This is a genomic window from Streptomyces sp. NPDC037290 (assembly GCF_055603245.1).
On record NZ_JBVJVZ010000003.1, the window covers coordinates 355,316 to 377,432 of the forward strand.

The 22,117-nt window shown below is 72.0% G+C and carries 18 protein-coding genes; 14 read left to right on the forward strand and 4 right to left on the reverse strand.

All coding sequences use genetic code 11. The annotated features are described in order from the left end of the window. The first annotated feature begins 30 nt into the window (after window positions 1-30). The 4 genes from ACZ7HQ_RS12375 to ACZ7HQ_RS12390 all read left to right on the forward strand — a co-directional run bounded on the left by ACZ7HQ_RS12375 (window position 31) and on the right by ACZ7HQ_RS12390 (window position 4,002). Window positions 31-675: a maleylpyruvate isomerase N-terminal domain-containing protein gene (locus ACZ7HQ_RS12375; RefSeq protein WP_470988909.1), complete on the forward strand. Its 645-nt coding sequence runs from the start codon at window positions 31-33 to the stop codon at window positions 673-675. A 110-nt stretch (window positions 676-785) separates the two neighbouring features. After that, a complete protein-coding gene (locus ACZ7HQ_RS12380; protein ID WP_470987674.1) occupies window positions 786-1,067 on the forward strand; it encodes a hypothetical protein in 282 nt (93 codons plus the stop codon). A 160-nt stretch (window positions 1,068-1,227) separates the two neighbouring features. Further along, on the forward strand, window positions 1,228-2,976 hold the full coding sequence (locus tag ACZ7HQ_RS12385; RefSeq protein ID WP_470987677.1) for a carbohydrate binding domain-containing protein: 1,749 nt from the start codon (window positions 1,228-1,230) through the stop codon (window positions 2,974-2,976). Between the two features lie 144 nt (window positions 2,977-3,120). Next, window positions 3,121-4,002 carry a DMT family transporter gene (locus ACZ7HQ_RS12390; protein WP_470987680.1) on the forward strand — a complete coding sequence of 294 codons (882 nt, stop codon included), beginning with the start codon at window positions 3,121-3,123 and terminating at the stop codon, window positions 4,000-4,002. A gap of 20 nt (window positions 4,003-4,022) precedes the next feature. Here ACZ7HQ_RS12390 and ACZ7HQ_RS12395 read toward each other — a convergent pair whose 3' ends face one another. Continuing rightward, entirely contained in the window at window positions 4,023-4,631 is a 609-nt protein-coding gene (locus ACZ7HQ_RS12395) for a TetR/AcrR family transcriptional regulator (protein WP_470987682.1), read from the reverse strand. 82 nt (window positions 4,632-4,713) lie between these two features. On the opposite strand from ACZ7HQ_RS12395, the gene ACZ7HQ_RS12400 reads away from it, so the two are divergent. The 5 genes from ACZ7HQ_RS12400 to ACZ7HQ_RS12420 all read left to right on the forward strand — a co-directional run bounded on the left by ACZ7HQ_RS12400 (window position 4,714) and on the right by ACZ7HQ_RS12420 (window position 11,280). Further along, window positions 4,714-5,535, forward strand: a complete 822-nt coding sequence (locus ACZ7HQ_RS12400; protein WP_470987685.1) for an SDR family oxidoreductase — start codon at window positions 4,714-4,716, stop codon at window positions 5,533-5,535. A gap of 205 nt (window positions 5,536-5,740) precedes the next feature. After that, the gene (locus ACZ7HQ_RS12405) at window positions 5,741-7,000 is read left to right on the forward strand and encodes a polysaccharide deacetylase family protein (RefSeq protein ID WP_470987687.1); all 1,260 of its coding nucleotides are present in this window, start codon (window positions 5,741-5,743) and stop codon (window positions 6,998-7,000) included. A gap of 90 nt (window positions 7,001-7,090) precedes the next feature. Next, window positions 7,091-7,642, forward strand: a complete 552-nt coding sequence (locus tag ACZ7HQ_RS12410; RefSeq protein ID WP_470987690.1) for a universal stress protein — start codon at window positions 7,091-7,093, stop codon at window positions 7,640-7,642. Window positions 7,643-7,846: 204 nt separating this feature from the next. Next, a complete protein-coding gene (locus tag ACZ7HQ_RS12415) occupies window positions 7,847-9,844 on the forward strand; it encodes a glycoside hydrolase (protein WP_470987693.1) in 1,998 nt (665 codons plus the stop codon). A gap of 152 nt (window positions 9,845-9,996) precedes the next feature. After that, window positions 9,997-11,280, forward strand: a complete 1,284-nt coding sequence (locus ACZ7HQ_RS12420) for an alpha/beta hydrolase (protein ID WP_470987696.1) — start codon at window positions 9,997-9,999, stop codon at window positions 11,278-11,280. 40 nt (window positions 11,281-11,320) lie between these two features. On the opposite strand, the gene ACZ7HQ_RS12425 is transcribed toward ACZ7HQ_RS12420, so the two are convergent. After that, the gene (locus ACZ7HQ_RS12425) at window positions 11,321-11,617 is read right to left on the reverse strand and encodes a hypothetical protein (protein ID WP_470987699.1); all 297 of its coding nucleotides are present in this window, start codon (window positions 11,615-11,617) and stop codon (window positions 11,321-11,323) included. A 111-nt stretch (window positions 11,618-11,728) separates the two neighbouring features. Beyond that, window positions 11,729-11,938: a hypothetical protein gene (locus ACZ7HQ_RS12430; RefSeq protein ID WP_470987701.1), complete on the reverse strand. Its 210-nt coding sequence runs from the start codon at window positions 11,936-11,938 to the stop codon at window positions 11,729-11,731. Between the two features lie 213 nt (window positions 11,939-12,151). Here ACZ7HQ_RS12430 and ACZ7HQ_RS12435 point away from each other — a divergent pair, with 213 nt between their 5' ends. The 4 genes from ACZ7HQ_RS12435 (at window position 12,152) to ACZ7HQ_RS12450 (ending at window position 17,151) form a co-directional block, all read left to right on the forward strand. Then, a complete protein-coding gene (locus ACZ7HQ_RS12435) occupies window positions 12,152-13,165 on the forward strand; it encodes a trypsin-like serine peptidase (protein WP_470987704.1) in 1,014 nt (337 codons plus the stop codon). A gap of 123 nt (window positions 13,166-13,288) precedes the next feature. Continuing rightward, window positions 13,289-14,929, forward strand: a complete 1,641-nt coding sequence (locus ACZ7HQ_RS12440) for an APC family permease (RefSeq protein WP_470987707.1) — start codon at window positions 13,289-13,291, stop codon at window positions 14,927-14,929. Between the two features lie 102 nt (window positions 14,930-15,031). After that, complete coding sequence (locus ACZ7HQ_RS12445) at window positions 15,032-15,751, forward strand: response regulator transcription factor (protein ID WP_470987709.1); 720 nt, start codon at window positions 15,032-15,034, stop codon at window positions 15,749-15,751. After that, window positions 15,748-17,151, forward strand: coding sequence for a sensor histidine kinase (locus ACZ7HQ_RS12450; protein ID WP_470987712.1), 1,404 nt, complete (start codon window positions 15,748-15,750; stop codon window positions 17,149-17,151). Before ACZ7HQ_RS12445 ends, ACZ7HQ_RS12450 begins: the two co-directional genes overlap by 4 nt. 4 nt (window positions 17,152-17,155) lie before the next feature. On the opposite strand, the gene ACZ7HQ_RS12455 is transcribed toward ACZ7HQ_RS12450, so the two are convergent. Continuing rightward, window positions 17,156-18,946, reverse strand: coding sequence for an arabinofuranosidase catalytic domain-containing protein (locus ACZ7HQ_RS12455; protein ID WP_470987715.1), 1,791 nt, complete (start codon window positions 18,944-18,946; stop codon window positions 17,156-17,158). Window positions 18,947-19,212: 266 nt separating this feature from the next. Between ACZ7HQ_RS12455 and ACZ7HQ_RS12460 the strand changes: the two genes are divergently transcribed. Next, complete coding sequence (locus ACZ7HQ_RS12460; RefSeq protein WP_470987718.1) at window positions 19,213-22,095, forward strand: lectin; 2,883 nt, start codon at window positions 19,213-19,215, stop codon at window positions 22,093-22,095. Window positions 22,096-22,117 lie beyond the last annotated feature (22 nt).

The following is a 22,117-nucleotide window of genomic DNA, read 5'->3' on the forward strand; positions in this document are numbered from 1 at the left end:
ACGGGGAACGCCGCCGGCCCGGCACGGGCGGTGCGCGCGGCGTACGAGGCGGCCTCGGCCGTCGTCGCCGGCCTGGGTGACGAGGAGTCGTGGCTGCCGACCGGCTGCACCGGCTGGGCGGTCCGCGACCTCGTCTTCCACTGCGTGACGGACGCCCAGCGCGCCCTCGTGGCCCTGCACACACCGGCGCGTGAGCCGGTGGACCGGGACGCGGTGAGCTACTGGCAGGACTGGCGGCCGGACACCGTCGGAGCGGCGAACGGCCGGCGCTGGGTGCGGGTGAACGGCAGCATGTTCCTGGACTTCCGTCAGCTCCAGGGCCTGTACCTGGAGACCCTGGCGGCGGCCGCGCACGCAGCGGAGGCGGCCGACCCCGCACAGCACGTCGCCACCCAGGGGCATGTGCTGACGGCCGGAGACCTGCTGAGCACCCTGGCGGTGGAGGCGACCGTCCACCACCTGGATCTCACGGTCCGGCTGCCGGACGCGCCGGGACCGGCGCCCGAGGGGCTGGCGGCGGTGCGTGCCACGCTCGACGGCCTGCTCGGACGACCGGGCCTTCCGGAATGGACGGACGAGCACTACGCGCGCGTGGGCACCGGGCGCGCCGCGCTCACCGACGCCGAACGGACCGCCCTGGGTGCGGCGGCGGATCGGTTCCCCCTGTTCGGCTGACGGGTCTGCCGGTTCCGCCGGCCCCGGCCGCGCACCCAACACGGGGACACACACGGCGCCACCTGCGCGGCGCGGGGCTGCCCGGCCGGGTTGATGAAAGCCTGCGCCCCATGAGCAACCCGCCCAGCATCGACAGGTACGTCGACCGGGTCACCGCCGGTCCCGGCGGAGCGATGACCGACGAGGTCGGCGTCATCACCGGTGACCTGACCGTCGCGACCATCCTGCTGTCCGACGGCCACAGCGTGCGCGTCGCCATCCAGCACTCCGGCAGTGACACCTGGTACACCCTCGCAGGCGGTCCCGCGCCCGTGCCGGCCGGGCAACTCGCCGCCTACCACCGGGATCTGCTGGGCCGTATCCGCAGGGGAGGCGGCACCCGGGCCACCTGAGCCGGCGCCAACTCCCGTCGGTGTCCCGCCGGTTGACTCCCTCATGAACACGCAAAAGGAAGCTCCCGCACCTTGACCGACGTTTGGTCCAGACCAATCATGGCCTAGACCAATAGCCCGGCCGGGCCGCACAGCGCCGTTCACCATCCGGGAGTACCCGATGACACGTCCGAGACCCGTACGCGCCCTGCTCGCAGGCCTGGCCACGCTGGCCGCCTCGGCGGGGCTCGCCCTGGGAACCCAGGGCACCGCGCACGCGGCGACCCCGCTGCCCACGCATGTCTTCGCGCCCTACTTCGAGGCCTACAACGGCGACAGCCCCGCCGCGCTCGCCCAGGCCTCCGGCGCCAAGTACCTGACCATGGCCTTCCTGCAGACCGAGAAGAAGGGCTCCTGCACGCCCTACTGGAACGGCGCCACCAGCACGCCCGTCGACTCCTCCGTCTTCGGCGCCGACTTCGCCACCATCCGCTCGCGTGGCGGCGACGTGATCCCCTCCCTCGGCGGATACGCGGCCGACGACGGCGGCACCGAGATCGCCGACAGCTGCACCAGCGTCGACTCCATCGCCGCCGCCTACGAGAAGATCATCACCACCTACGACGTCTCCCGGCTCGACATGGACGTCGAGGACAACTCCCTCACGAACACGGCCGGCATCGACCGCCGCAACCAGGCCATCAAGAAGGTCCAGGACTGGGCCGCCGCGAACGGCCGCGCGGTGCAGTTCTCCTACACGCTGCCGACGACCACGACCGGGCTCGCCGACAGCGGCCTCGCCGTGCTGCGCAGCGCGAAGAACGCGGGCGCCAGGATCGACGTGGTCAACATCATGACGTTCGACTACTACGACGGCGCCACGCACCACATGGCCACGGACACCGAGACGGCCGCGAGCGGACTGCACGACCAGCTCGCCGAGCTGTACCCGAACCTGTCGGACACCCAGCTGTGGAACACGGTCGGCGTCACCGAGATGCCCGGCGTGGACGACTACGGCCCGGCGGAGACGTTCACCACCGCCGACGCCACCACGGTGTACGACTGGGCGGTCGCCAAGGGCGTCAACACCCTGTCCTTCTGGGCCCTCCAGCGCGACAACGGCGGCTGCCCCGGCTCGGGCGCCTCCGACACCTGCTCCGGCATCGCCCAGGACACCTGGTACTTCACCCACACCTTCGCGCCCTTCACCGGCGGTACGACGACCCCGCCCGCCGACGACTTCTCCGTCGCCCTCTCCCCCACCACCGCCTCGGTCGACCCCGGCGAAAGTACGACCGCGACGGTGCGGACCTCGGTGACCTCCGGCAGCGCACGGACGGTCGGCCTGACGGTGAGCGGCGCCCCGAGCGGGACGACCGCCTCCCTCAGCCCGTCCTCGGTCACCGCGGGCGGCACCTCCACGCTCACCGTGACGACCGGTGCCGCCACGGCACCGGGCACCTACACCCTGACCGTCACGGGCACCGCGGGCTCGACCCGGCACAGCTCCACGCTCACCCTGACGGTCAGGGGCTCCGGCGGCACGGCCGTCCTCGGCAACGGCGACTTCGAGACGGGCTCGCTCACACCGTGGGCCTGCGACAGCGGGGCCGCGGTGGTCTCCTCCCCGGTGCACGGCGGAACGCACGCGCTGAAGACCGTGCCCTCCGCCTCGCAGACCGGCCAGTGCGCCCAGACCCTCACCCTGAAGCCCCACACCTCCTACACGCTGAGCGGCTGGGCGCGGGGCCCGTACGCCTACCTCGGCGTCAGCGGTGACGCGACGGCGAGTTCCTGGACCCCGTCCTCGTCGTGGTCGAAGCTGACGGTGCCCTTCACGACCGGCGCCTCGGGCACGGTCACGGTGTATGTGCACGGCTGGTACGGGCAGGGCGCGGTGTACGCCGACGACCTGACCCTGAGCTGACCCACCGCGCCGGACGGCCCCGCTCGCCGACCGGCGGGCGGGGCCGTCCGGTGGGTGCGCGGACCCGGCGCCCCGGCGCCGCCGTCCGTAGGCTGAAAGGACCCGAAGCTCCTCCGGGAGGCCTCCCGAGGGCAGGAGACGGCCGTGATCGAACTGGCCGCGGCGTTCGCCGTCGCGGGAGCCGCAAGCAACGCCGTGGGCACCGCCTTCCAGCGCAGGGCCGCGTCCGCGAGCAGCCGCGGCGGGCTGAAGCTGCTCGCGGAGCTGGTGCGCCGGCCCTTCTGGGTGATCGGCATGTGCGGTGTGGTCTGCGCCGCGCTGTTCCAGAGCCTGGCCCTCGTCAACGGCCCGCTGGCGCTCGTCCAGCCGCTCTTCATCCTGGAGCTTCCCTTCGCGCTGCTCGTCGCCGCCCCGCTGATGCACAGACGGCTGCCCCGCTCCGGGTGGTGGGGGGTGGGCGGCTGCGTGGTGGGCCTCGCCGTCCTGCTCATCGCCGCGGCCCCGCACGGCGCCACCGACCACGCGCCCCTCACCCGCTGGGTCCCGGCCCTGAGCCTGGGCCTGGGCGGGATGGCCGTGGCCGTTCTGCTCGCCCGGCAGGACCGCTCGCCGGCCCGCCGCGCCGCACTGCTCGCGGCCGCCTCCGCCACGGGCAACGCGCTCACCGCCGCCCTGCTGAAGTCGGCCTCCGGCACCTTCGCCGACCACGGCTTCGTGGCGTTTCTGCGGTCCTGGCAGACGTACGGCTTCGCACTCGCCGGTGTCGCCGCCGTGATCCTCCTGGAGAACGCGCTCCAGGCCGGGCCGCTGGCCGCGGCGCAGCCCGCGCTGACCATCGGCGACGCGATGGTCAGCCTGACGCTCGGCATGACCCTGTTCGGGGAGCGGATCCGCACCGGCTGGTGGCTCGTACCGGAGGCGTGTGGCGCCCTGCTGATCGTCGCGGGCGTGGTGGTGCTCAGCCGGGCCGTCCAGCACATCACCGTGGTGCCGGTCGCGGCCGAACAGCGGCACCCGGCTGCTTGACGTCCCGGCTCTCGCGCCTCCTACCGCCCCGCGATGGCCTCGATCCAGGACTGGAGGCGCGCACCCTGGGCGGCCATCAGACCGGGGTCGCGCAGGGTGTTGGTGAGGACGGACATGCCCTGGTAGGCGGCGACGAGGTCGACGGCGAGTGCGGCGGCGTCGGCACGGCCGAGCTGGGTGAACTGGGACTCCACCCAGTCGAGCAGGGCCCGCATGACCTTCGCGGCGGCCCGGTCCAGGCCGTCGTCGCGCTTGTCGAGCTCGGTGGCGAGGGTACCGAAGGGGCAGCCGAAACGGGCCGCGGTCTCACGCTGGTCGACCCAGCCGGCGACGAGCGCCGTCAGCCGGGCGGCCGGGTCCTGGAGGGTGTCCAAGCGGGTGGTGAGCACGTCGAGTTGCTCGCAGTGGGCGTCCACCGCGGCTTCGACCAGCTGGTCCTTGGTCTTGAAGTAGTAGTAGACGTTGCCGAGCGGCACCTCGGCCGCGCGGGCGACGTCACCGAGGGTGGTCTTCTCCACGCCCTGCTCATGGAAGACCTGGACGGCCGCCCGGACCAGGCGCTCACGCTTGCCGCCCCGGCTGGAACGCCTCGGCGTCGCGGTCGAGGCGGCGGATTCTGAGTCAGTCACCTGACTAAGGATAGACAACCGGCGACTCCGCCGACTAAGGTCCCCACTTAGTCAGTCAACTAACTAAGTCGAGGAGATCGCCATGATCGTTGTCACGGGTGCCACGGGGAACGTGGGACGGGCCCTGGTCGCCACACTGACCGGGGCCGGGGAGAGGGTGACGGCCGTCGCCCGGCACATCGGCTCCGGCGACGTACCACCGGGAGTCCGGGCCGTGGCCGCCGACCTCGGCGACCCGCAGAGCCTCGCTCCCGCACTGGAGGGCGCCAAGGCACTGTTCCTGCTGGTGGCGGGCGAGGATCCGGCCGGCGTCCTGCAGCGGGCCGCCGCAGCCGGAGTGGCGAAGGTGGTACTGCTGTCCTCGCAGGGTGCGGGCACCAGGCCCACGGCGTACGCGCACGCGGCGCGTTTCGAGGCGGCCGTGGCCGAGTCGGGGCTGCCGTTCACCGTGCTGCGTTCGGGCGGGCTGGCCTCGAACGCGCTGGCGTGGGCGGAGCCGGTGCGCCGGCACCGCACCGCGGCGGCACCCTTCGCCGACGTGGGGCTGCCGTTCGTCGACCCGGACGACGTCGCCGCGGTGGCGGCGGCCGTGCTCCGCGGGGACGGACACGACGGCGCCGTCCACACACTGACCGGCCCCGAACCCACCACTCCACGACAGCGGGCCGCCGCCATCGGCGCCGCGCTCGGAGAGCCGGTGGCCTTCGTCGAGCAGAGCCGCGAGGAGGCCCACGCGGAGATGATCCGGTTCATGCCGCCGGCCGTCGTCGAGGGCACGCTCGCCGTCCTCGGCACACCGACCCCAGAGGAACAGGCGGTCGACGGCGCCGTGGAGCGTCTGCTCGGCCGGCCCGCGGCCCCCTTCTACGCGTGGGCGGCACGCAACGTGGCGGCGTTCCGCTGAACCGCGCGACGCCGCGAGGACGGTCCGGCGTCCGGCATCACAGGGCCGGCCGGGTGACGCGAGCGGCGCTCGGCGATCCCTTTGCACGCCACACCGCACCAAATTAGCCGTTTTATACCTTTATCAGCTCTATGGTGCGAGGTGTTGGGAGTGTCGGCCGAGGTGGCGCACCGGGCGTGGCGACGGGGCGCGGGTTGGAATGGCCATGAGTGGAATCAGCCGCCGGAGCGTGGCTCGCCTCGGTCTCGGCGCCGGCATCGGTATGGCTGCCGCCTCGTTGGTCAGATGCGCGGGCTCCGACGAGGACGGTGCGGTGCCCCTGGAGGGGCCGCCCCGGCTGATCGGTGACGGATCGACGTCGTACACCGGACGGCAGCCCCACCAGCCGGCGCCGCCCAGGCCCCTCGAACCCGGCGAGACTCCGCCGCAGTTCGTGGTGTTCTCCTGGGACGGCGCCGGCGAGCTGGGCACCGGCCTGTTCCCGCGCTTCCTGGAGCTGGCCCGGTCCCACGGCGCGCACATGACCTTCTTCCTGTCCGGCCTCTATCTCCTGCCGGAGGAGAAGAAGCGGCTCTACGATCCGCCGAACAACCCGGTCGGCGCCTCGGACATCGGCTACCTGACCGGCGAACACCTCAGGGCGACGCTGAAGTACGTGCGCCAGGCCTGGCTCGACGGCCACGAGATCGGTACGCACTTCAACGGGCACTTCTGCGTCGGCCCGGGTTCCGTTGCCAACTGGACGCCGCGGCAGTGGCGTTCGGAGGTGGAGCAGGCGCGGGCCTTCGTCAAGGGCTGGCGCACCCACACCGGTTGGCACGACGATCCGCCCCTCCCCTTCGACTACGACAAGGAGCTCGTGGGCGGTCGCACCCCGTGCCTGCTCGGGCAGACGAGCCTGCTGCCGGTGGTGCGGGAACTGGGCTGGCGCTACGACGCCTCCTCACCCGGCGGGCTGCAGTGCTGGCCGAGGAAGCGGGACGGCGTCTGGGACCTGCCGCTGCAGAGCATCCCGTTCCCCGGGCGTGGGTTCGAGGTGCTGTCCATGGACTACAACATGATGGCCAACCAGTCCAAGAACTCGACGCGGGCGCCCTCCTACAACTACCCCTACTGGCGCGCGCAGGCGGCACAGGCTTACGTGGCGGGCTTCCAGCGGGCGTACGAGACGAACCGGGCGCCGCTGTTCATCGGCAACCACTTCGAGGAGTGGAACGGCGGCATCTACATGGACGCGGCCGAGGAGGCACTCAGGCAGATCGCCGGCTGGGACGATGTGCGCCTGGTCTCCTTCCGGCAGTTCGTCGACTGGCTGGACGCCCAGGACCCCGGGATCCTCGCGAAACTGCGCACCCTCGAGGTCGGCCAGAAGCCGGACGGCGGCTGGAACACGTTCCTGCGTCCCGAGAAGCGCGGTCAGGAGAAAGGCGGCACGATGAATGGCGGTCCGGAGAAGCGCACCTGAGCCGCGGCGCCTCGCAGCGGACGGCAAGGAAGGCCACTTTCCGTCCATTGGACTTTGCCGGGGCGGTGTTGGCTTCCTAACGTGTGCGTCATGGCACCACGGGGAACGTCAGGAGGCGCACCGGCCGGGGCTGTGGTCGTCGGGGTGAGCGACTCGCTCGCCGGCCTGGCCGCCCTGCGCCGCGGCATTCTGGAGGCCCGCAGAACCGGCCGCACGCTGGTGGCCGTCCGGGCCTGGGAGCCGCCGGAGGGCGATGCGCTCTACCGACGCAGGCCGGAGCCGTCCTGGGCCCGGCTGTGGTCCGACGAGGCGCGGCGGCTGCTGGACCGGGTCTTCGAGCTGGCGTGCGGCGGGCCGCCGGCCGACCTTCGCATCGTACGGCGGATCGTCAGGGGGCCCGCGGGGCCGGTGCTGTGCTCCATCGCGTCGTCCCCGGACGACCTGCTGGTCATCGGCAAGGCCAGACCCCGGGGTCCGCTGGCCGGGCTGCACCGCAGGCCCGTACACCGGCACGTACCGGCCCGGGCCGAGTGCGAGGTCCTGATCGTGGCCGGCCCCCGGCTGCTGCCCAGGGAGGCACGGATCCTGCGCCGCGACCGCCCCGTGAGAGGTACGGGACACTGCGCGACCAGCGGCGGCTGAGCCCCCGTTCCTCGCCTCACGACGCGACGGGCGTGCACCTCGGCAGCGGTGGGCCTGCACCGGCCTGCAGAGCTCGAAGTCCGCGCGGTCCGGGAGCAGACCTCGCGAGTGTCGTCACCGCTGCGGCCGCACCGGATGCCCGCTTCTGGAAGGGGGCGGCGCCGTCGGCTCTCACATCTCTCTTATCTTCGGCCGCGAGATTCCATGGCCGTGAAGGCGAGGAAACTCAAGAAGACGAAGACACAGACGAAGATCATCGCGCTGAGCGGTGCGCTCCTGATGATCGGTGTGGCCGGAACGGCCGTCGCGTTCGGCACCTCCGAGGGGGACCGGCGCATCGAAGCGCACGGCAACCAGCTCTCCGTGCCGGTCGACGGTGGCCGCGCCACGGTGGACATCACGTCCCTGGCGGTGCGGGCGCGAGCGGACGACGGCCGCGCCTGGCAGCTCTCGGCACCGGCATCCGGTGATCTGGGCGCGCCCGGCAAGGTCACCGTCCGCGGCGGGGAGGCCAGTTGGGGTTACGGCGACAGGGGGCTGACCGTCACGGCGTCCGCGCCGCACGGGCGCCTGGCCGTCACCGTGCGCTCGGCTCGGCAGACCAGCCTGACCTGGCCGGTCTCCGGCACCGACCGAACGACCCAGGAGCTGCAGGTCCCGCGCGGCGAGGGCTTGTCCGTCCCGGTCGCCGACCGGTGGTGGAACTCCGCGTCCGCGGGCCTGGCGGGCACCGAGGCCGACATGGCCGGGGGCCTGACCATGCCGTTCTGGGGCACCAGCCAGTCCGGACGGCACGGCGTGAGCTACATCGTCGAGTCGGACATCGGCACGACGCTCAGGTTCGTCTCCTCCGGCGGCCGTCTGCACACCGAGGCGGAGCACGCGTTCTCGGCACAACAGGACACGGGCAGCTACACCGTGACCTTCGCACTCACCGACGGCTCGCCCGTTGCGGCGGCGCGCGACTACCGCGCCTGGCTCCAGGACCACGGTGGCATCACGACGCTGCGTCAGAAGATCGCGAGCAATCCCGAGGTGGCCAGGCTGGTGGGCGCGTTCCACGCCTACACCTGGGGCCAGGCACGCACCGCCGAGGGCGTACGCCGGCTGCGGGAGCTGGGGATCGACCGGATGTGGCTGGGGTACGACGCCGACGGCGCCCCCATGGACCCGAAGGCCACGCGCCTTGCCCGGCAGGCCGGCTATCTCGTCGGACCCTACGACTCCTGGGCCAACGCACAGGACCCGGCGTCGGCCGACACCCCCGTCTTCGGCTGGCCGGCCCCGGTGTGGCAGGCCGCCTGCGTACGCCGTGCGGACGGCACGATCGTCTCGGGTTTCGGCGGCCGCGGCTGCTACGTGAGCTCCGAGGCGCTCCGACGCGCCGAGCCCACCCGGCACTACCTGGCCGACCGGACCAGGGAGATGACCGCGGGCGGCGCGACCAGCTACTTCCTGGATGTCGACGCCGCGGGTGAGCTGTTCGCCGATCACTCCGCCGCGCACCCGATGACGAAGGCCCAGGACCGCCGGAACAGGATCGCGCGCATGGCGTGGCTGTCCGGCGACCGCAGGCTGGTGCTCGGGTCGGAGAGCGCGGGGTCCTGGGCGAACGGAGTGCTGTCCTTCAGCCATGGCTCGGGGACACCGGTCGACGACCGGCTGTGGAAACTGGAGAGGGACCGCGCGACCTGGGGCGGTTACGCGCCCGCCCACGCGCCGGGGGTCTTCTTCAAGCCCGTGCACCTGCCCGCCGACCTCGCGAAGGCCATGTACGACCCGAGGTACCGGGTGCCGCTCTACCAGACGGTCCTGCACGACTCGGTGATCAGCACCGAGCGCTGGGAGCTGTCATGGTCGAAGCTGCCGGACCAGAGCCGCACCCGCGCCCTGCTCGCGATGCTGTACAACGTGCCCCTCAACCTCGTCCTCGACCAGTCCGAGCTGGACCGCCACGGCGGGCAGATCGCCCGCTTGCAACGGTACTTCGAGCCCCTGCACAAGGCAGCGGCGACGGAGCCGCTGACCGGCTTCCGCCGGCTGACGGACGACGGTCTCGTGCAGCGCACCACGTTCGGCAAGGGGGTGCTGAGCATGACGGCCAACTTCTCCGCCACTTCCCATGACGGGCTGCCCGCCGGGTGCGTCGACGCGGTGCTCAAGGGCGGTGAGAAGCACCGGTTGTGCCCCGCTGGTCTGTGACACGCCCAACTCCTCGCGCGGATCGCCTGGTTCGGCCGGGGGCCACCCGGCTCCTGGTACGGGTCTCCCGGAACCCCTACGGATACCCTGAGGGGCAAGATCGGGGGGTTCCCCGGATGTGTGGAGAGCCGACGAGCCGCCAGGCTTGCTCCATGACCAGTCATCTCCCGCGCGTTCGCCGCCGGGGCGCCCGGCGGCGAGCGCTCACCGCCTGCGCCGTCGCCGCGCTCTGCACGCTGACCGCCGCCCTGCCGGCCGCCGCGTCGGCCCGCGCCACCCCCACCGGCCCGGCCACGTCATCGCCCTCCCGTCCGCTCACCCTTCCCACCCCGACCGGCCCGTACCGGGTCGGCGAGGTGGACCTTCACCTGGTGGACCGCTCACGGTCCGACCCCTGGCACTCCGAGCAGAACAGGCGCGAGGTGATGGTCAGTGTGTACTACCCCACGACACACACGGCCGGGCGTCCTGCCGCCCCGTACATGCTGCCGGCGGCGGCAGCCCACTTCGACGAGGTCACGGCGAACGGGTACCTCGGGTTGCACGTCCCGGCCGGCCGCGCGGACTGGGCGCACACCGTCACCCACGTCGCTCGGAGCGCTCCCGTGGCCGCCGGGCACGGCGGGAGGCTGCCGGTGGTGCTGTACTCCCCGGGACTGGGCGAACCACGCACCTGGGGCACCGCGTTGGCGGCCGCTCTGGCCGCCCGCGGCTATGCGGTCGTCACCATCGACAACACCTACGAGTCGCCCGAGGTCCAGTTCCCGGACGGCTCCCTGGCCACCTTGTCGCTACCGTCGGACGGTGTCGACGCCTTCCTGCGCAAGGCGCTGGCCGTCCGGGTCACCGACACCGGCTTCGTCCTGGACCAGCTCCAGGAGCTGAACCGCGGCCGCAATCCCGACGCGGACGCACAGCCACTGCCGGAAGGCCTTGCCGGGGCGCTGGATCTGGCCGGGGTCGGCATGTTCGGCCACTCGATGGGCGGCGCCGCGGCCGCGCTGGCGATGGACGCCGACCACCGGATCACCGCCGGCATCGACATGGACGGCAACCTGACCAACTACGACGGCTCGCTGATGCCGGTCGCCCAGCACGGCCTCGACCGGCCGCTCCTGCTCATGGGCAAGGACGGCGACACCGACACCGGGCCCGGCTGGCAGGCGTTCCGCACCCACACCCCGGGGTGGAACCGTCAGCTCACCCTGCTCGGCTCGGAGCACGCCTCCTTCACCGACGCCGAGGCGCTCGTGCCACAGCTTCACCTGCCGCCCTGCGAGCGGACCGACGACATCGGCACCATCGACCCGGCCACCGCGATACGCACCAACGAGGCCTATGTCGCCGCCTACTTCGACCACTGGCTGCGCGGCCGCAGCGGACGGCTGCTGGAGGGCCCGTCCAAGAGGTATCCGGACATGGTGTTCGTGAAGTGATCACCGGGCCCTGCGGGTGAGAGGGGCAGTGGCACCGGCACTAACAGGAGGGAGATGCGAAGCGCGCCAGCTGGTCCTTGACCCACGGGTCGTACACCGCCAGACGATGCCGAGCCGCAGGGTCGAACCACGCCAGCTGGCCGGCGACCCAGGGATCGGCCCGTTGGGCGCTGCGGCAGGGCGTGCGAGGACCGGCGTGCACCGCCGCCGTACCGGCGGCACCGTGTGCGGTCGGCCTGGGAGCGGCCGCCGCCGAGCCGCCGGTGGCGAGGAGGACACCCGCGACCACCATGGTGGCGGCGCCGGCCGCACCCCCGTTCCGTATCAGCTTCCTCATGGCCTTCTCCTTCCGGTAGGGCCCATGACCGTGCGTGGGCGGTCCATGACCGGCGGTCCCGTCCCCCGTGGCGGGGGCCGCCGAACCGCCTCCCATGGCCGGTAGGGGCGTCTACCCAGGGGGTCGCGCCTCAGTCATGCCGCGGGCCCGTGCCCGGAACACGGCCGGGATCTCGCCGGTGCGCCACCGGAAAAGCCGCGTGATCACGCCGGCGTCGAGGAGGCCGCGGCGGTCGCCGACGGCCGCCGACGGCGGGTCGGTGTGCCACAGCAGGCACCGCGCCTCCGGCAGGAACCGGTCATCGACGGCCTTGGCACCCATGAGTGTCCCGAGGGGTTTCCGGCCGGCGCGGCCCACCTGCGAACGCCGCCAGGTGCCGCCCCTTCCCCCGACTGCGCCCCATGCCCTGAACGCACAGGGCTGAGTGAGAGGTTGGCTCCCGCCGAAACGCCGAATTGCGGCAGCGGACGCTGTGCAGTCCTCTGCCGCGGGCTTATGGTGGGCCGTCAGTTGTGGCCGTTCTGAGGGGAACCGATGGGACCCGGGACCAGGATCGCGCGCTACGCCGCCGTCTGCGCGGCAGCCCTGCTGCTCTGTGCCGGCGTCACCACCGCGGCATCCGCCGACAGCACGACGGCCTCCGCCGGCAGTCCCACGGCCGGCCCGAACCCGCTCGCCCACCGGCTCGACGCCTACTGGACCCCGGCCCGGATGGCGGACGCCCTGCCCGCCGACACGGTCAAGGGGAGCGAGCCCGGTACGACCGCGCCCGGCGCCGGCCCGGCGGTGGACGGCCCCCGCCCGGGCGAGTACATCCCGCCGAGCCGGAGCTTCGACGGCATCCCCCAGGCCGGCACCTTCTTCTGGACGGACGCCGCCGGTACCGGCCGCACCTGCAGCGGATCCGTCGTGCACAGCCCCGGCCACGACCTGGTCCTGAGCGCCGGCCACTGTCTGAAGGGGTATGCCGGGACCCAGCCCGCGCGTCATCTGGCCTTCGTCCCGCAGTACCACGACGCCGGCAAACCCTTCGGGATCTTCCCGGTGCGCACCAACGGCGTCTATGTCCCGCAGCAGTACTACGACCTGGGCGAACACACGGGCGCCGGGTACGACTTCGCCTTCGCGGTCACCGAGCCCAACGAGGACGGCACACGCATCGAGGACGCGGTCGGCGGGGTTCGGCTGCTCACCGGGACCGGCTACCACCACGCCCCGGTGCGGATGATCGGCTACCCGGCCGGGGCGGAGAAGCCCCTGGAGTGCTGGAGCTGGACGACCAGGTGGGACAGCGACGACCCGGCGGACCCCGGTACGTTCCCGCGCATCGCCTGCGACGCCTTCGTGGGCGGCACCAGCGGCGGCCCCATGCTCGTACCCCGGCCCGGCGGCTGGGCGGTCATCGGTGTGATCGGCGGCTATCACACCGGCGGCAACACCCCGCAGATCTCCTACAGCGCCTACTTCGGCACCGCCACCGAGGCCCTGTACCGGGCGGCGGTCACCGGCGCCCCGCCGGCCGGACCACACGCACCCCATGTTTCCTGACCGAGCGCGGGCTTCACGGGCGGGCCGGGGGCGGCCGTAACCCGTGCGTGCACGTTCGGTGCCATGCCCGTGTCACCGTGGCACGATAGTGATGAACATCACCCTAGCGAGGGGGTGTACACCATGGCCGTGTCAGAAGCGGGTCCCAAGGCCCACAAACCCGGGCTACGGCGCGAGATCGGCTTCATCGGACTCGTCTGGGCCTCGGAAGGCTCCATCATCGGTTCCGGCTGGCTGTTCGGTGCCCAGGGCGCGTTGGCTGCCGCCGGTCCGGCGGCGATCATCTCCTGGGCCATCGGCGGCCTGGCGATCCTGATCCTGGCGCTGGTCCACGCGGAACTCGGCGGTATGTATCCGGTCTCGGGCGGCACCGCCCGCTTCCCGCACTACGCCTTCGGCGGCGCCGCCGGCGCGTCGTTCGGCTGGTTCTCCTGGCTGCAGGCGGCCACGGTGGCACCGATCGAGGTGCTGGCGATGATCACCTACGGCCAGCACTACTCGTGGGCGAGCGGCTGGGAGAAGGTCAAGGGCGGCGAACACGTCCTGACCCCGCCCGGCATCGCCGTCGCCGTCGGCCTGATGGCGGTCATCACGGCCATCAACTTCCTCAGCATCCGGCTGCTGGCCCGCACCAACAGCGCCGCGACCTGGTGGAAGGTCGGCATCCCGCTGCTGACGATCTTCGTGTTCGCCATCGCCCAGTTCCACACCGGCAACTTCACCGCGGCCGACGGTTTCGACCCGTACGGGGCCAAGGGCATCCTGTCCGCCGTCTCCACGAGCGGCATCATCTTCGCCCTGCTGGGCTTCGAACAGGCCGACCAGCTCGCCGGCGAGAGCGCCAACCCCAAGCGGGACATCCCGCGCGCGGTCATCGGGTCGATCATCCTGGGCATCCTGATCTACATCCTCCTGCAGGTGACCTTCCTCGCCGCGCTGCCCGCCTCCCAGATCGGCAGCCACTGGGCCAACTCCGCGTTCACCACGCTGAGCGGTCCCTTCGCCCAGGTGGCCACGCTCATCAGCCTGGGCTGGCTGGCAACGGTCCTCTATCTCGACGCCGTGGTGTCGCCCGCCGGCACCGGTCTGATCTACATCACCGGCTCCTCCCGGGTCTCCTACGGCCTCAGCCGCAACGGCTACGTGCCCTCCGTCTTCGAGACCACCAACCGGCGCGGTGTTCCCTGGGTGGGCCTGATCACCGCCTTCGTGATCGGCTGCATCTGCTTCCTGCCCTTCCCCAGCTGGCGGTCCCTCGTCGGCCTGATCACCAGCGCCAGCGTCTTGATGTACGCCGGTGCCCCGCTCTCCTTCGGGGTGTTCCGCAACCGGCTGCCCGACGCCCACCGGCCCTACCGGCTGCCCGGCGGCGGCTGGATGTCACCGCTGGCCTTCATCGTCGCCAACCTGCTGATCCTGTGGTCGGGTTGGACCACCGACTGGAAGCTCGGCGTCGCCATTCTGCTCGGCTACGTCATCCTGGTCGCCAACCGGCTGTTCAAGATGAACCCCATCACTCCCCAGCTCGACATGCGTGCCGCGCAGTGGCTGCCGGTCTACCTGGTGGGCATGGGGCTGATCGTCTACCTCAGCGACTTCGGGCCGCTCAAGCACCCCTGGTTCCCGCTGTGGTGGGACATCGGCGTCGTGGCCGTGTTCAGCCTCGTCATCTACTACTGGGCCATGGCGGTCGCCCTGCCCGGCGAACGGATCCAGCGGCTGATCGACCAGGTCGTCGTACCGGAGGAGGAGGACATCCTCTGATGCCACGCCAGGGGGCGCAGCGGCCGCAGGCGGCCCCCGCGTGGCAGGGTCCCGGCCTGTTCTAAGAGGCTGTTAAGAGCACCTTTTGGCAGGCTGGACCCCATGAACGACGCAGCTCAGGACGTGTCCCCCGGCGGAGCCTTGCGCGTGCTGGTCGTGGACGACGATCCCGAGGTACGCGCCGCCGTGGAGGACGGGCTGGCCCTGGAGGGCTTCACCGTCCGCGGTGCGGCCGACGGACACGCGGCCCTGGCGGCCGTGGCGGACTGGGAGCCGGACGCCCTGGTGCTGGACGTGATGATGCCGGTGGTGGACGGGCTCGCGGTGTGCCGGCAGCTGCGGGCCCTGGGCGACCGTACGCCGATCCTGGTACTGACCGCGCTCGACGCGGTCAGCGACCGGGTCGACGGACTGGACGCGGGAGCGGACGACTACCTCGTCAAGCCGTTCTCACTGGACGAGCTGGCGGCCCGGCTGCGCGCCCTGCTGCGCCGCGCCGGTCCCGCCGAGCCGGCCCCGTCCGCGCATGTGCGCTTCGCCGATCTGGTCATGGACCCGCAGACCCGCACGGGGCAGAGGGGCGGGCGGCGGCTGGAGTTCACCCGCACCGAGTGGAGCCTGCTCGATCTGCTGCTGCGCCACCCCGGGCAGGTACTGGAGCGGGAGACGATCATGCGCTGGGTGTGGGGCCGGGACCTCGGGCCCGACTCCAATTCGCTCGCCGTCTACATCGGGTATCTGCGCCGCAAACTGGAGGCCGACGGCGCCTCGCGGCTCGTGCACACCGTGCATGGTGTCGGCTACCGCCTGGACGAGCGGTGACACGGCCACGCCGGCACGCCCGCCCCCCGCTGCGCCGCCGCCTCGCCCTGACCGCGTCGGCCGCGGTGGCCGGCGTGGCGCTGGCGGTGTGCGCGGGCGCGTACGCCGTCACGGTCTACACCCTGCACCGGCAGTTCGACCTGCGGCTGACGCAGGCGGCGACGCTGGCCATCCAGCAGCACCAGCAGAACGGTCCCGGGGTGCAGGCCGGCGAGTGCCAGTACCTGGCCGCGCCGGCCTGCGCCCAACTGGTGCCGGAGGCTTCGGCCGACGACCCGCGCCAGCCCTATCTGCTGCCCGTCACGGCCGCGGTGCGTGAGGTCGCCGGCCGCCGTCGGGCGCCGTACTACAGCACGGCGTCGGTGGACGGTCATCCGGTGCGGGTGCTGACCACGCCGGCCCGTCGGGGGCTGGCGATGCAGGTGGCGCTCCGCTCCGACGGGGTGCGGCACGCCGAGCTACAGGCCGCGGGGCTGCTCGCCGTGATCGGCGGGGCCGGTGTTCCGGTCGCGGCGCTGCTGGGCTACTGGGTGTCCCGTTCGGGGCTGGCCCCCGTGACCCGGCTGACGTCGACCGCGGAGAGGATCACCGCCACGCGGGACGCCGGGCTCCGGATCGAGGTGCCGCCCGAGCCCCGGGGCAGCGAGGACGAGATCACCCGGCTCGCCGTCAGCTTCAACACCATGCTCGACGCCCTGGAGGAGTCGCTCGCCGCGCAACGGCGCCTGGTCGCCGACGCCTCGCACGAACTGCGCACCCCGCTCACGGCGTTGCGTGCCAATGCCGAGATCCTGCTGCGTGCCGAACAGCTGACAGCGCGTCAGCGCGAGCGGGCGACCGGTGCGCTCACCCGTCAGCTGCGGGAGGTGACCACCCTGGTCAACGACCTGATCGACCTGGCCCGCGAAGAAGAGCCGCAGCAGGCACTGGAGTCCGTGCGGCCGGCCGCCCTGTTGGAGCACGCGGTGGCGGCGGCCCGCGATCACTGGCCCCACGTGCCCTTCGTCCTCGACACCGGCCCCTCGGCGGCGTCCGCCCTGGCCGCGGCGGTGCCGAGCCGGCTGACGCGGCTGTTCTCCAACCTGCTCGACAACGCGGCGAAGTTCTCCCCGCCCGGCAGTCCGGTCGAGGTCGCGGCGCACCGGTCTGCGGCCGGCAACGGTCTGGAGCTCACCGTCCGCGACCACGGCCCGGGCATCGACACGGCCGACCTTCCTCATGTGTTCGACCGCTTCTACCGGGCCCGAGCCGCGCGTGCCCTTCCCGGCTCGGGCCTCGGCCTGGCCATGGCCCGCCAGATCGCCCACACCCACCACGCCGAACTCACCGCCCACCAGGCCCCGGGCGGCGGGGCCCTGTTCCGGCTGCGGTTGCCCGTGGACGGGCACTCGGCCCACTGAGCGGTCAGCTCAGCCGGAACTTCTGGGCCGGCGAGCCGTTGCAGTCCCAGATCTGCAACCGCGTCCCGTTGGCGGTCGCCCCACCGGGAGAGTCCAGACAGCGCCCCGACTGCGGATTCAGCAGCGAACCATCACCCTGCTGCACCCACTTCTGCCCACCCACACCATTGCAGTCCCACAACTCCACCTTCGCACCGTTCACCGTCCCGTTGCCCTCCACGTCCAGACACCGGCCCAGCGTGCGCAGACTCCCGTCGGCGCGGTGGTACCAGTGCTGGTCGACCGCCCAGGACTGGCAGTCCCACAGTTGTACGGCCGCGCCGTCGGTGCCGGTGTCGTCGGCCGCCACGTCCACGCACGTGCCGCCCGGGCCCGCGACGGGGGCGCCCCCGTCCACCGAGAACTTCTGGGCCGGCGAGCCGTTGCAGTCCCAGATCTGCAACCGCGTCCCGTTGGCGGTCGCCCCACTGGGAGAGTCCAGACAGCGCCCCGACTGCGGATTCAGCAGCGAACCATCACCCTGCTGCACCCACTTCTGCCCACCCACACCATTGCAGTCCCACAACTCCACCTTCGCACCGTTCACCGTCCCGTTGCCCTCCACGTCCAGACACCGGCCCAGCGTGCGCAGACTCCCGTCGGCGTAGTGCGTCCAGTGCTGGTCCTCCGCGTACGACTGGCAGGTCCACAGTTGTACGGCCGTGCCGTCGGTGCCGGTGTCGTCGGCCGCCACGTCGACGCACGTGCCGCCCGGGCCGGTGACGGTGCCCTGCGGGCCGTTGGGGACGTTCGTCTCGCCGGCGTAGGTCGGATAGCCGGAGACCATCACGCCCTCGAAGAACGTGCCCATGTTCCAGTTGCTGTTGTCACCGCCCGTGCCGAGGATGATGCCGCCCTCCTGCTGCATGGGCTGATAGCCGCCCCGTGTCGGCAGCGCGCCGTCCCACCAGGTCGTGAGCGCTCCGGACTGTGCGTCACCGCCCTTGAGCGCGTACCGCGTCCGCCCGTTGTTCTTCAGCACCGCCGTGACGAAGGTGCTGCCGTTGCCCCGGTTGGCGGTGTTGGTGCCGTTGTCGCCCTGGAACATGCCGTTCTCCAGGTCGGCCTCGACCCAGGGCCCGTCGCCGGTGCACGGGGCGAAGTAGCAGGTGGTCGCGAGGCTGACCGCGTCCATGTGGCCGTTGCCGGTGTCGGCCGGTGTGCTCTCGGCGTTGCCGTAGTCGAAGCAGCAGGCGGATCCCACATGGGTGCCGCTGGCCACCATGTAGGCGCCCTCCGGTTGTCCGTTCACGGCGGCACCGGAGGCGGCCCCCGTGTACCGGTAGCCGACTCCGGGCGAGATCCACACGCCGTACACCTTGTGCCCGCCGGCCGTGACGGCGATCTCGGAGGCGTCCGCGCCGCGGTCCGCGCCCATCCCGGAGGTGCCCGCCGGACCCGGGGTGAGGTCGTTGTGCCGGGATGTCTGGTCGTAGATCTTCGTGATGGCGCAGGTGGTGCCGGCGCAGAACCTGTCCTGCCGGACCGCGTCGGCGTAGCCGCCCGGGGACAGCAGCCCGATGTCGGCGCCGGCTCCGTCCGAGGCGCGGGTGACCCGGTACAACGGGCCGTCGTAGGAGGCGAAGAGGGCGCGCACCGTGCTGTGCGCGGCGACGCACGGGGTCCCGGCGCCGCCGTAGATGTCACACGGCAGGGCACCGGCGGCCTGTGAGGGTCCGGGCAGACCGAGCAGCGCGCCCAGGACGAGGCCGATGACGGCCAGGAGCGACGCGAGTGGTCTGGGGCTTGCACGCATGCTGGGCTCCTCAGGGGGTGAGTGCGGCTCGGGACAGGCGAGTTGGAGCAGCGGGCGGCCGTTGCGGAACGTACGCAGAGTGGTGGCAGCCGTCAAGATTTGTCGCTTTTGGCTTATGAAAAGTTTTGACCTTGCGCCATGTTGCTGAGAACTTGGGGATATGACGTCACGTCAGACGGACGGCTGGTTCTGTACCGCGCGTCCTTGACAACAGGGGCCGGAGGGACCAGTTTTCGGGACAACGTTGTCGAAGGGACATGGTCACGATGGTGCCGTTCCGCCTTCTGTCCGTGCTCGCCGCCGGCGCCCTGGTCGTGGGCGCCGCCTACGCTCCCGCCCAAGCCGGTCCCGGAGTCCTCGCGCCGGTCTCCGACCCGGCCTCTCTCGTGAACCCCTTCATCGGGACCACGCACGCCGCCGACGACTTCCCGGGCGCCGACACCCCGTTCGGGATGGTCCAGTGGAGCCCCGACACCAGCCCGCACCGGCCGGACGGCGGCGGCTACGAGTACGGCGACTCCGCCATCACCGGATTCGGCCTGACCCACATCGCGGGACCGGGCTGCCGGGCCGCCGGGGACATCCCGGTCCTGCCGACCGTCGGCACGCTCGACACGGGCGCCACGGTCGGCTTCTCGCACGCGAACGAGTCCGCTTCTCCCGGCTCGTACACCGTCTCCCTGGACAACGGCGTGAAGACGGAACTCACCGCCACCACGCGCAGCGGAATGGCCCGTTTCACCTTCCCGTCCAGCACCCGGGCGAACCTCCTGTTCAAACTGACGGGCAGCCAGAACGGAGACAGCGCCGCGCAGTTCGACGTGGTCAACGACGCGGAAGTGCGCGGCAAGGTCACCAGCGGCAACTTCTGCGGTGAGGGCAACTCCTACACCGTCTACTACGACATGGTCTTCGACCAGCCGTTCCGCCACAGCGGTACCGCGCCGGCCGCCGCCACGCCCACCACCCCCCGGACCTCCGCCTCCCCCAACGCCCCCGAGGCCCCGAACAAGCCGGTGCTGCACGGCACGGTTCCCCGCGCACCCCGCGGCTTCGCTCCCCGGGCGAGCGGCTCCGACGGCTATGTCACGTTCGACACCACCAGCCACCGGGCCGTTCAGGCCAAGGTCGGCATCTCCTATGTGTCGGCCGCCGACGCGGCGGCCAACCGCCGGGCGGAGAACCCGGGCTGGAACCTGTCCACCGTCCGCGCCGCGGCGCACAGCGCCTGGAAGTCCCTCCTCGGCCGGGTGCGGATCGCCGGCGGGACGCCCGCCCAGCAGACCGTCTTCTACACGGCGCTCTACCACGCGCTGCTGCATCCGAACGTGATCAGCGACACCAACCGCCGCTGTCCCGGCTTCGACGGCAGGACCCACACCGTCGACCAGGGCCACACAGCCGCCTACGCCAACTATTCGGGCTGGGACGTCTACCGCTCGCAGGCCCAGCTCGAGGCCCTCGTGGCCCCTCAGACCGCCTCCGACACCGCCCAGTCGATGGTCGACGACTACCGTCAGACGGGGCTGTTCCCCAAGTGGTCGGAGAACAACGGAGAGACCTACGTCATGGTCGGTGATCCGGCGGACGAGATCATCGCCGACTACTACGCCTTCGGCGCCAGGAACTTCGACACCGCCACCGCGCTCAAGGGCCTGACCGCGGAGGCCACCGTCCCCAACGACAACCGGCCCGGGCTCTCCTACCTGGAGCAGCTGGGGTGGCTGCCCAGCAACGGCAAGTACGGCTGCTGCAACTTCTACGGCCCGGCGTCCACCACGCTCGAGTACGCTTCGGCGGACTTCGCCGTCTCGGCCCTCGCCGGTGCGCTCGGCCACACCGCTGACCAGCAGCGGTTCGCGAACCGGGCGCAGGACTGGCAGAACCTGTTCCACCACGGCAGCGGCTTCGTCCGGCCGCGCGACGCCTCGGGCACGTGGACCGCGGGCTTCTCACCGACCTCGGGCAAGAACTTCGTCGAGGGCGACTCCTGGCAGTACACGCCGATGGTGCCGTTCAACCTGCACGGGCTGGCGACCGACCTGGGCGGTGACGCCGCCATGGCCACGTACCTCGACACGGACCTGTCCTCCCTGACGGGCGCCGGCGGCCACACCGATCTGGGCAACGAACCGAGCCTGGACATTCCCTGGGAGTACGACTACATCGGCCGCCCGTACCGGACGCAGCAGGTCGTCCGGCAGGTCCAGGACCAGATCTGGAGCGCCGGCCCGGCCGGGCTGGCGGGCAACGACGACCTGGGCGAGATGAGCTCGTGGTACGTGTGGTCCGCCCTCGGCATGTATCCCGAGACCCCCGGCACCGCCGATCTGGCCCTGGGCAGCCCGCTCTTCCCCCAGGCGGTGATCACGCTCCCGTCCGGCCGCACCCTCACGGTGAACGGCACGGGCGCGGCGGACGACGCCCCGTACGTCCAGTCGGCCACGTGGAACGGCAAGGCCTGGGACGCGGCACACGCGCCCGACGGCGCCCTGACCGGTGGCGGCACCCTCGGCTACGTGCTCGGCACCGCCGCCAACACCTCCTGGGCCTCGGCCCCCTCCGCCGCCCCGCGCTCCTACCCGGGCGCGCCCGGCTACAGCGACGTCGGGACGTCCGGCGACACCGCCGCGGCCTCGGCGAACTTCGACGGCGCGGGCTACAGCTACTCCGCGCACGCCCTGGCCGGCGCGGGCGTCACCCCCGGCTCGAAGGTCACCGCCAACGGCGTGACGTTCACCTGGCCCGCGGTGCCGGCCGGCGCGGCGGACAACTACGAGGCGAACGGGCAGACGGTACGGGCATCCGGCTCCGGCAGCATCTCCTTCCTGGGCGCCGCCAACAACGGCCCGGTCTCCGGTACCGCGACCGTCCTCTACACGGACGGCACGACCCAGTCCGTCCCCCTCGGTCTCTCCGACTGGACGCTGAGCGCGGGCGCCGCCTCACCGCTGGCCGACAACACCGTCGCGGTGACCACGCCGTACCGCAACCACGCGGGCACCGCGGCCGACAGCACCAGGACGTACGTGTTCGCCACCACGCCCGTCGCCCTCAGTCCGGGCAGGACGGTGAGCGGCGTGCGCCTGCCGTCCGACGTGGCCGCCGGCGGCCTGCACGTCTTCGCGATCGGCTTCGGCCGCGGCTGACCCCGTGGGCCGGCTCCGGAAC

Excerpts from the sequence above, each read along its gene's own strand:
- ACZ7HQ_RS12455 (WP_470987715.1), bottom strand. The coding sequence starts at position 18,946 with ATGCGTGCAAGCCCCAGACCACTCGCGTCGCTCCTGGCCGTCATCGGC.
- ACZ7HQ_RS12380 (WP_470987674.1), top strand. The coding sequence starts at position 786 with ATGAGCAACCCGCCCAGCATCGACAGGTACGTCGACCGGGTCACCGCC.
- ACZ7HQ_RS12425 (WP_470987699.1), bottom strand. The coding sequence starts at position 11,617 with ATGAGGAAGCTGATACGGAACGGGGGTGCGGCCGGCGCCGCCACCATG.
- ACZ7HQ_RS12445 (WP_470987709.1), top strand. The coding sequence starts at position 15,032 with ATGAACGACGCAGCTCAGGACGTGTCCCCCGGCGGAGCCTTGCGCGTG.
- ACZ7HQ_RS12460 (WP_470987718.1), top strand. The coding sequence starts at position 19,213 with ATGGTGCCGTTCCGCCTTCTGTCCGTGCTCGCCGCCGGCGCCCTGGTC.
- ACZ7HQ_RS12420 (WP_470987696.1), top strand. The coding sequence starts at position 9,997 with ATGACCAGTCATCTCCCGCGCGTTCGCCGCCGGGGCGCCCGGCGGCGA.
- ACZ7HQ_RS12410 (WP_470987690.1), top strand. The coding sequence starts at position 7,091 with ATGGCACCACGGGGAACGTCAGGAGGCGCACCGGCCGGGGCTGTGGTC.
- ACZ7HQ_RS12405 (WP_470987687.1), top strand. The coding sequence starts at position 5,741 with ATGAGTGGAATCAGCCGCCGGAGCGTGGCTCGCCTCGGTCTCGGCGCC.
- ACZ7HQ_RS12430 (WP_470987701.1), bottom strand. The coding sequence starts at position 11,938 with ATGGGTGCCAAGGCCGTCGATGACCGGTTCCTGCCGGAGGCGCGGTGC.
- ACZ7HQ_RS12400 (WP_470987685.1), top strand. The coding sequence starts at position 4,714 with ATGATCGTTGTCACGGGTGCCACGGGGAACGTGGGACGGGCCCTGGTC.
- ACZ7HQ_RS12415 (WP_470987693.1), top strand. The coding sequence starts at position 7,847 with ATGGCCGTGAAGGCGAGGAAACTCAAGAAGACGAAGACACAGACGAAG.
- ACZ7HQ_RS12440 (WP_470987707.1), top strand. The coding sequence starts at position 13,289 with ATGGCCGTGTCAGAAGCGGGTCCCAAGGCCCACAAACCCGGGCTACGG.
- ACZ7HQ_RS12385 (WP_470987677.1), top strand. The coding sequence starts at position 1,228 with ATGACACGTCCGAGACCCGTACGCGCCCTGCTCGCAGGCCTGGCCACG.
- ACZ7HQ_RS12435 (WP_470987704.1), top strand. The coding sequence starts at position 12,152 with ATGGGACCCGGGACCAGGATCGCGCGCTACGCCGCCGTCTGCGCGGCA.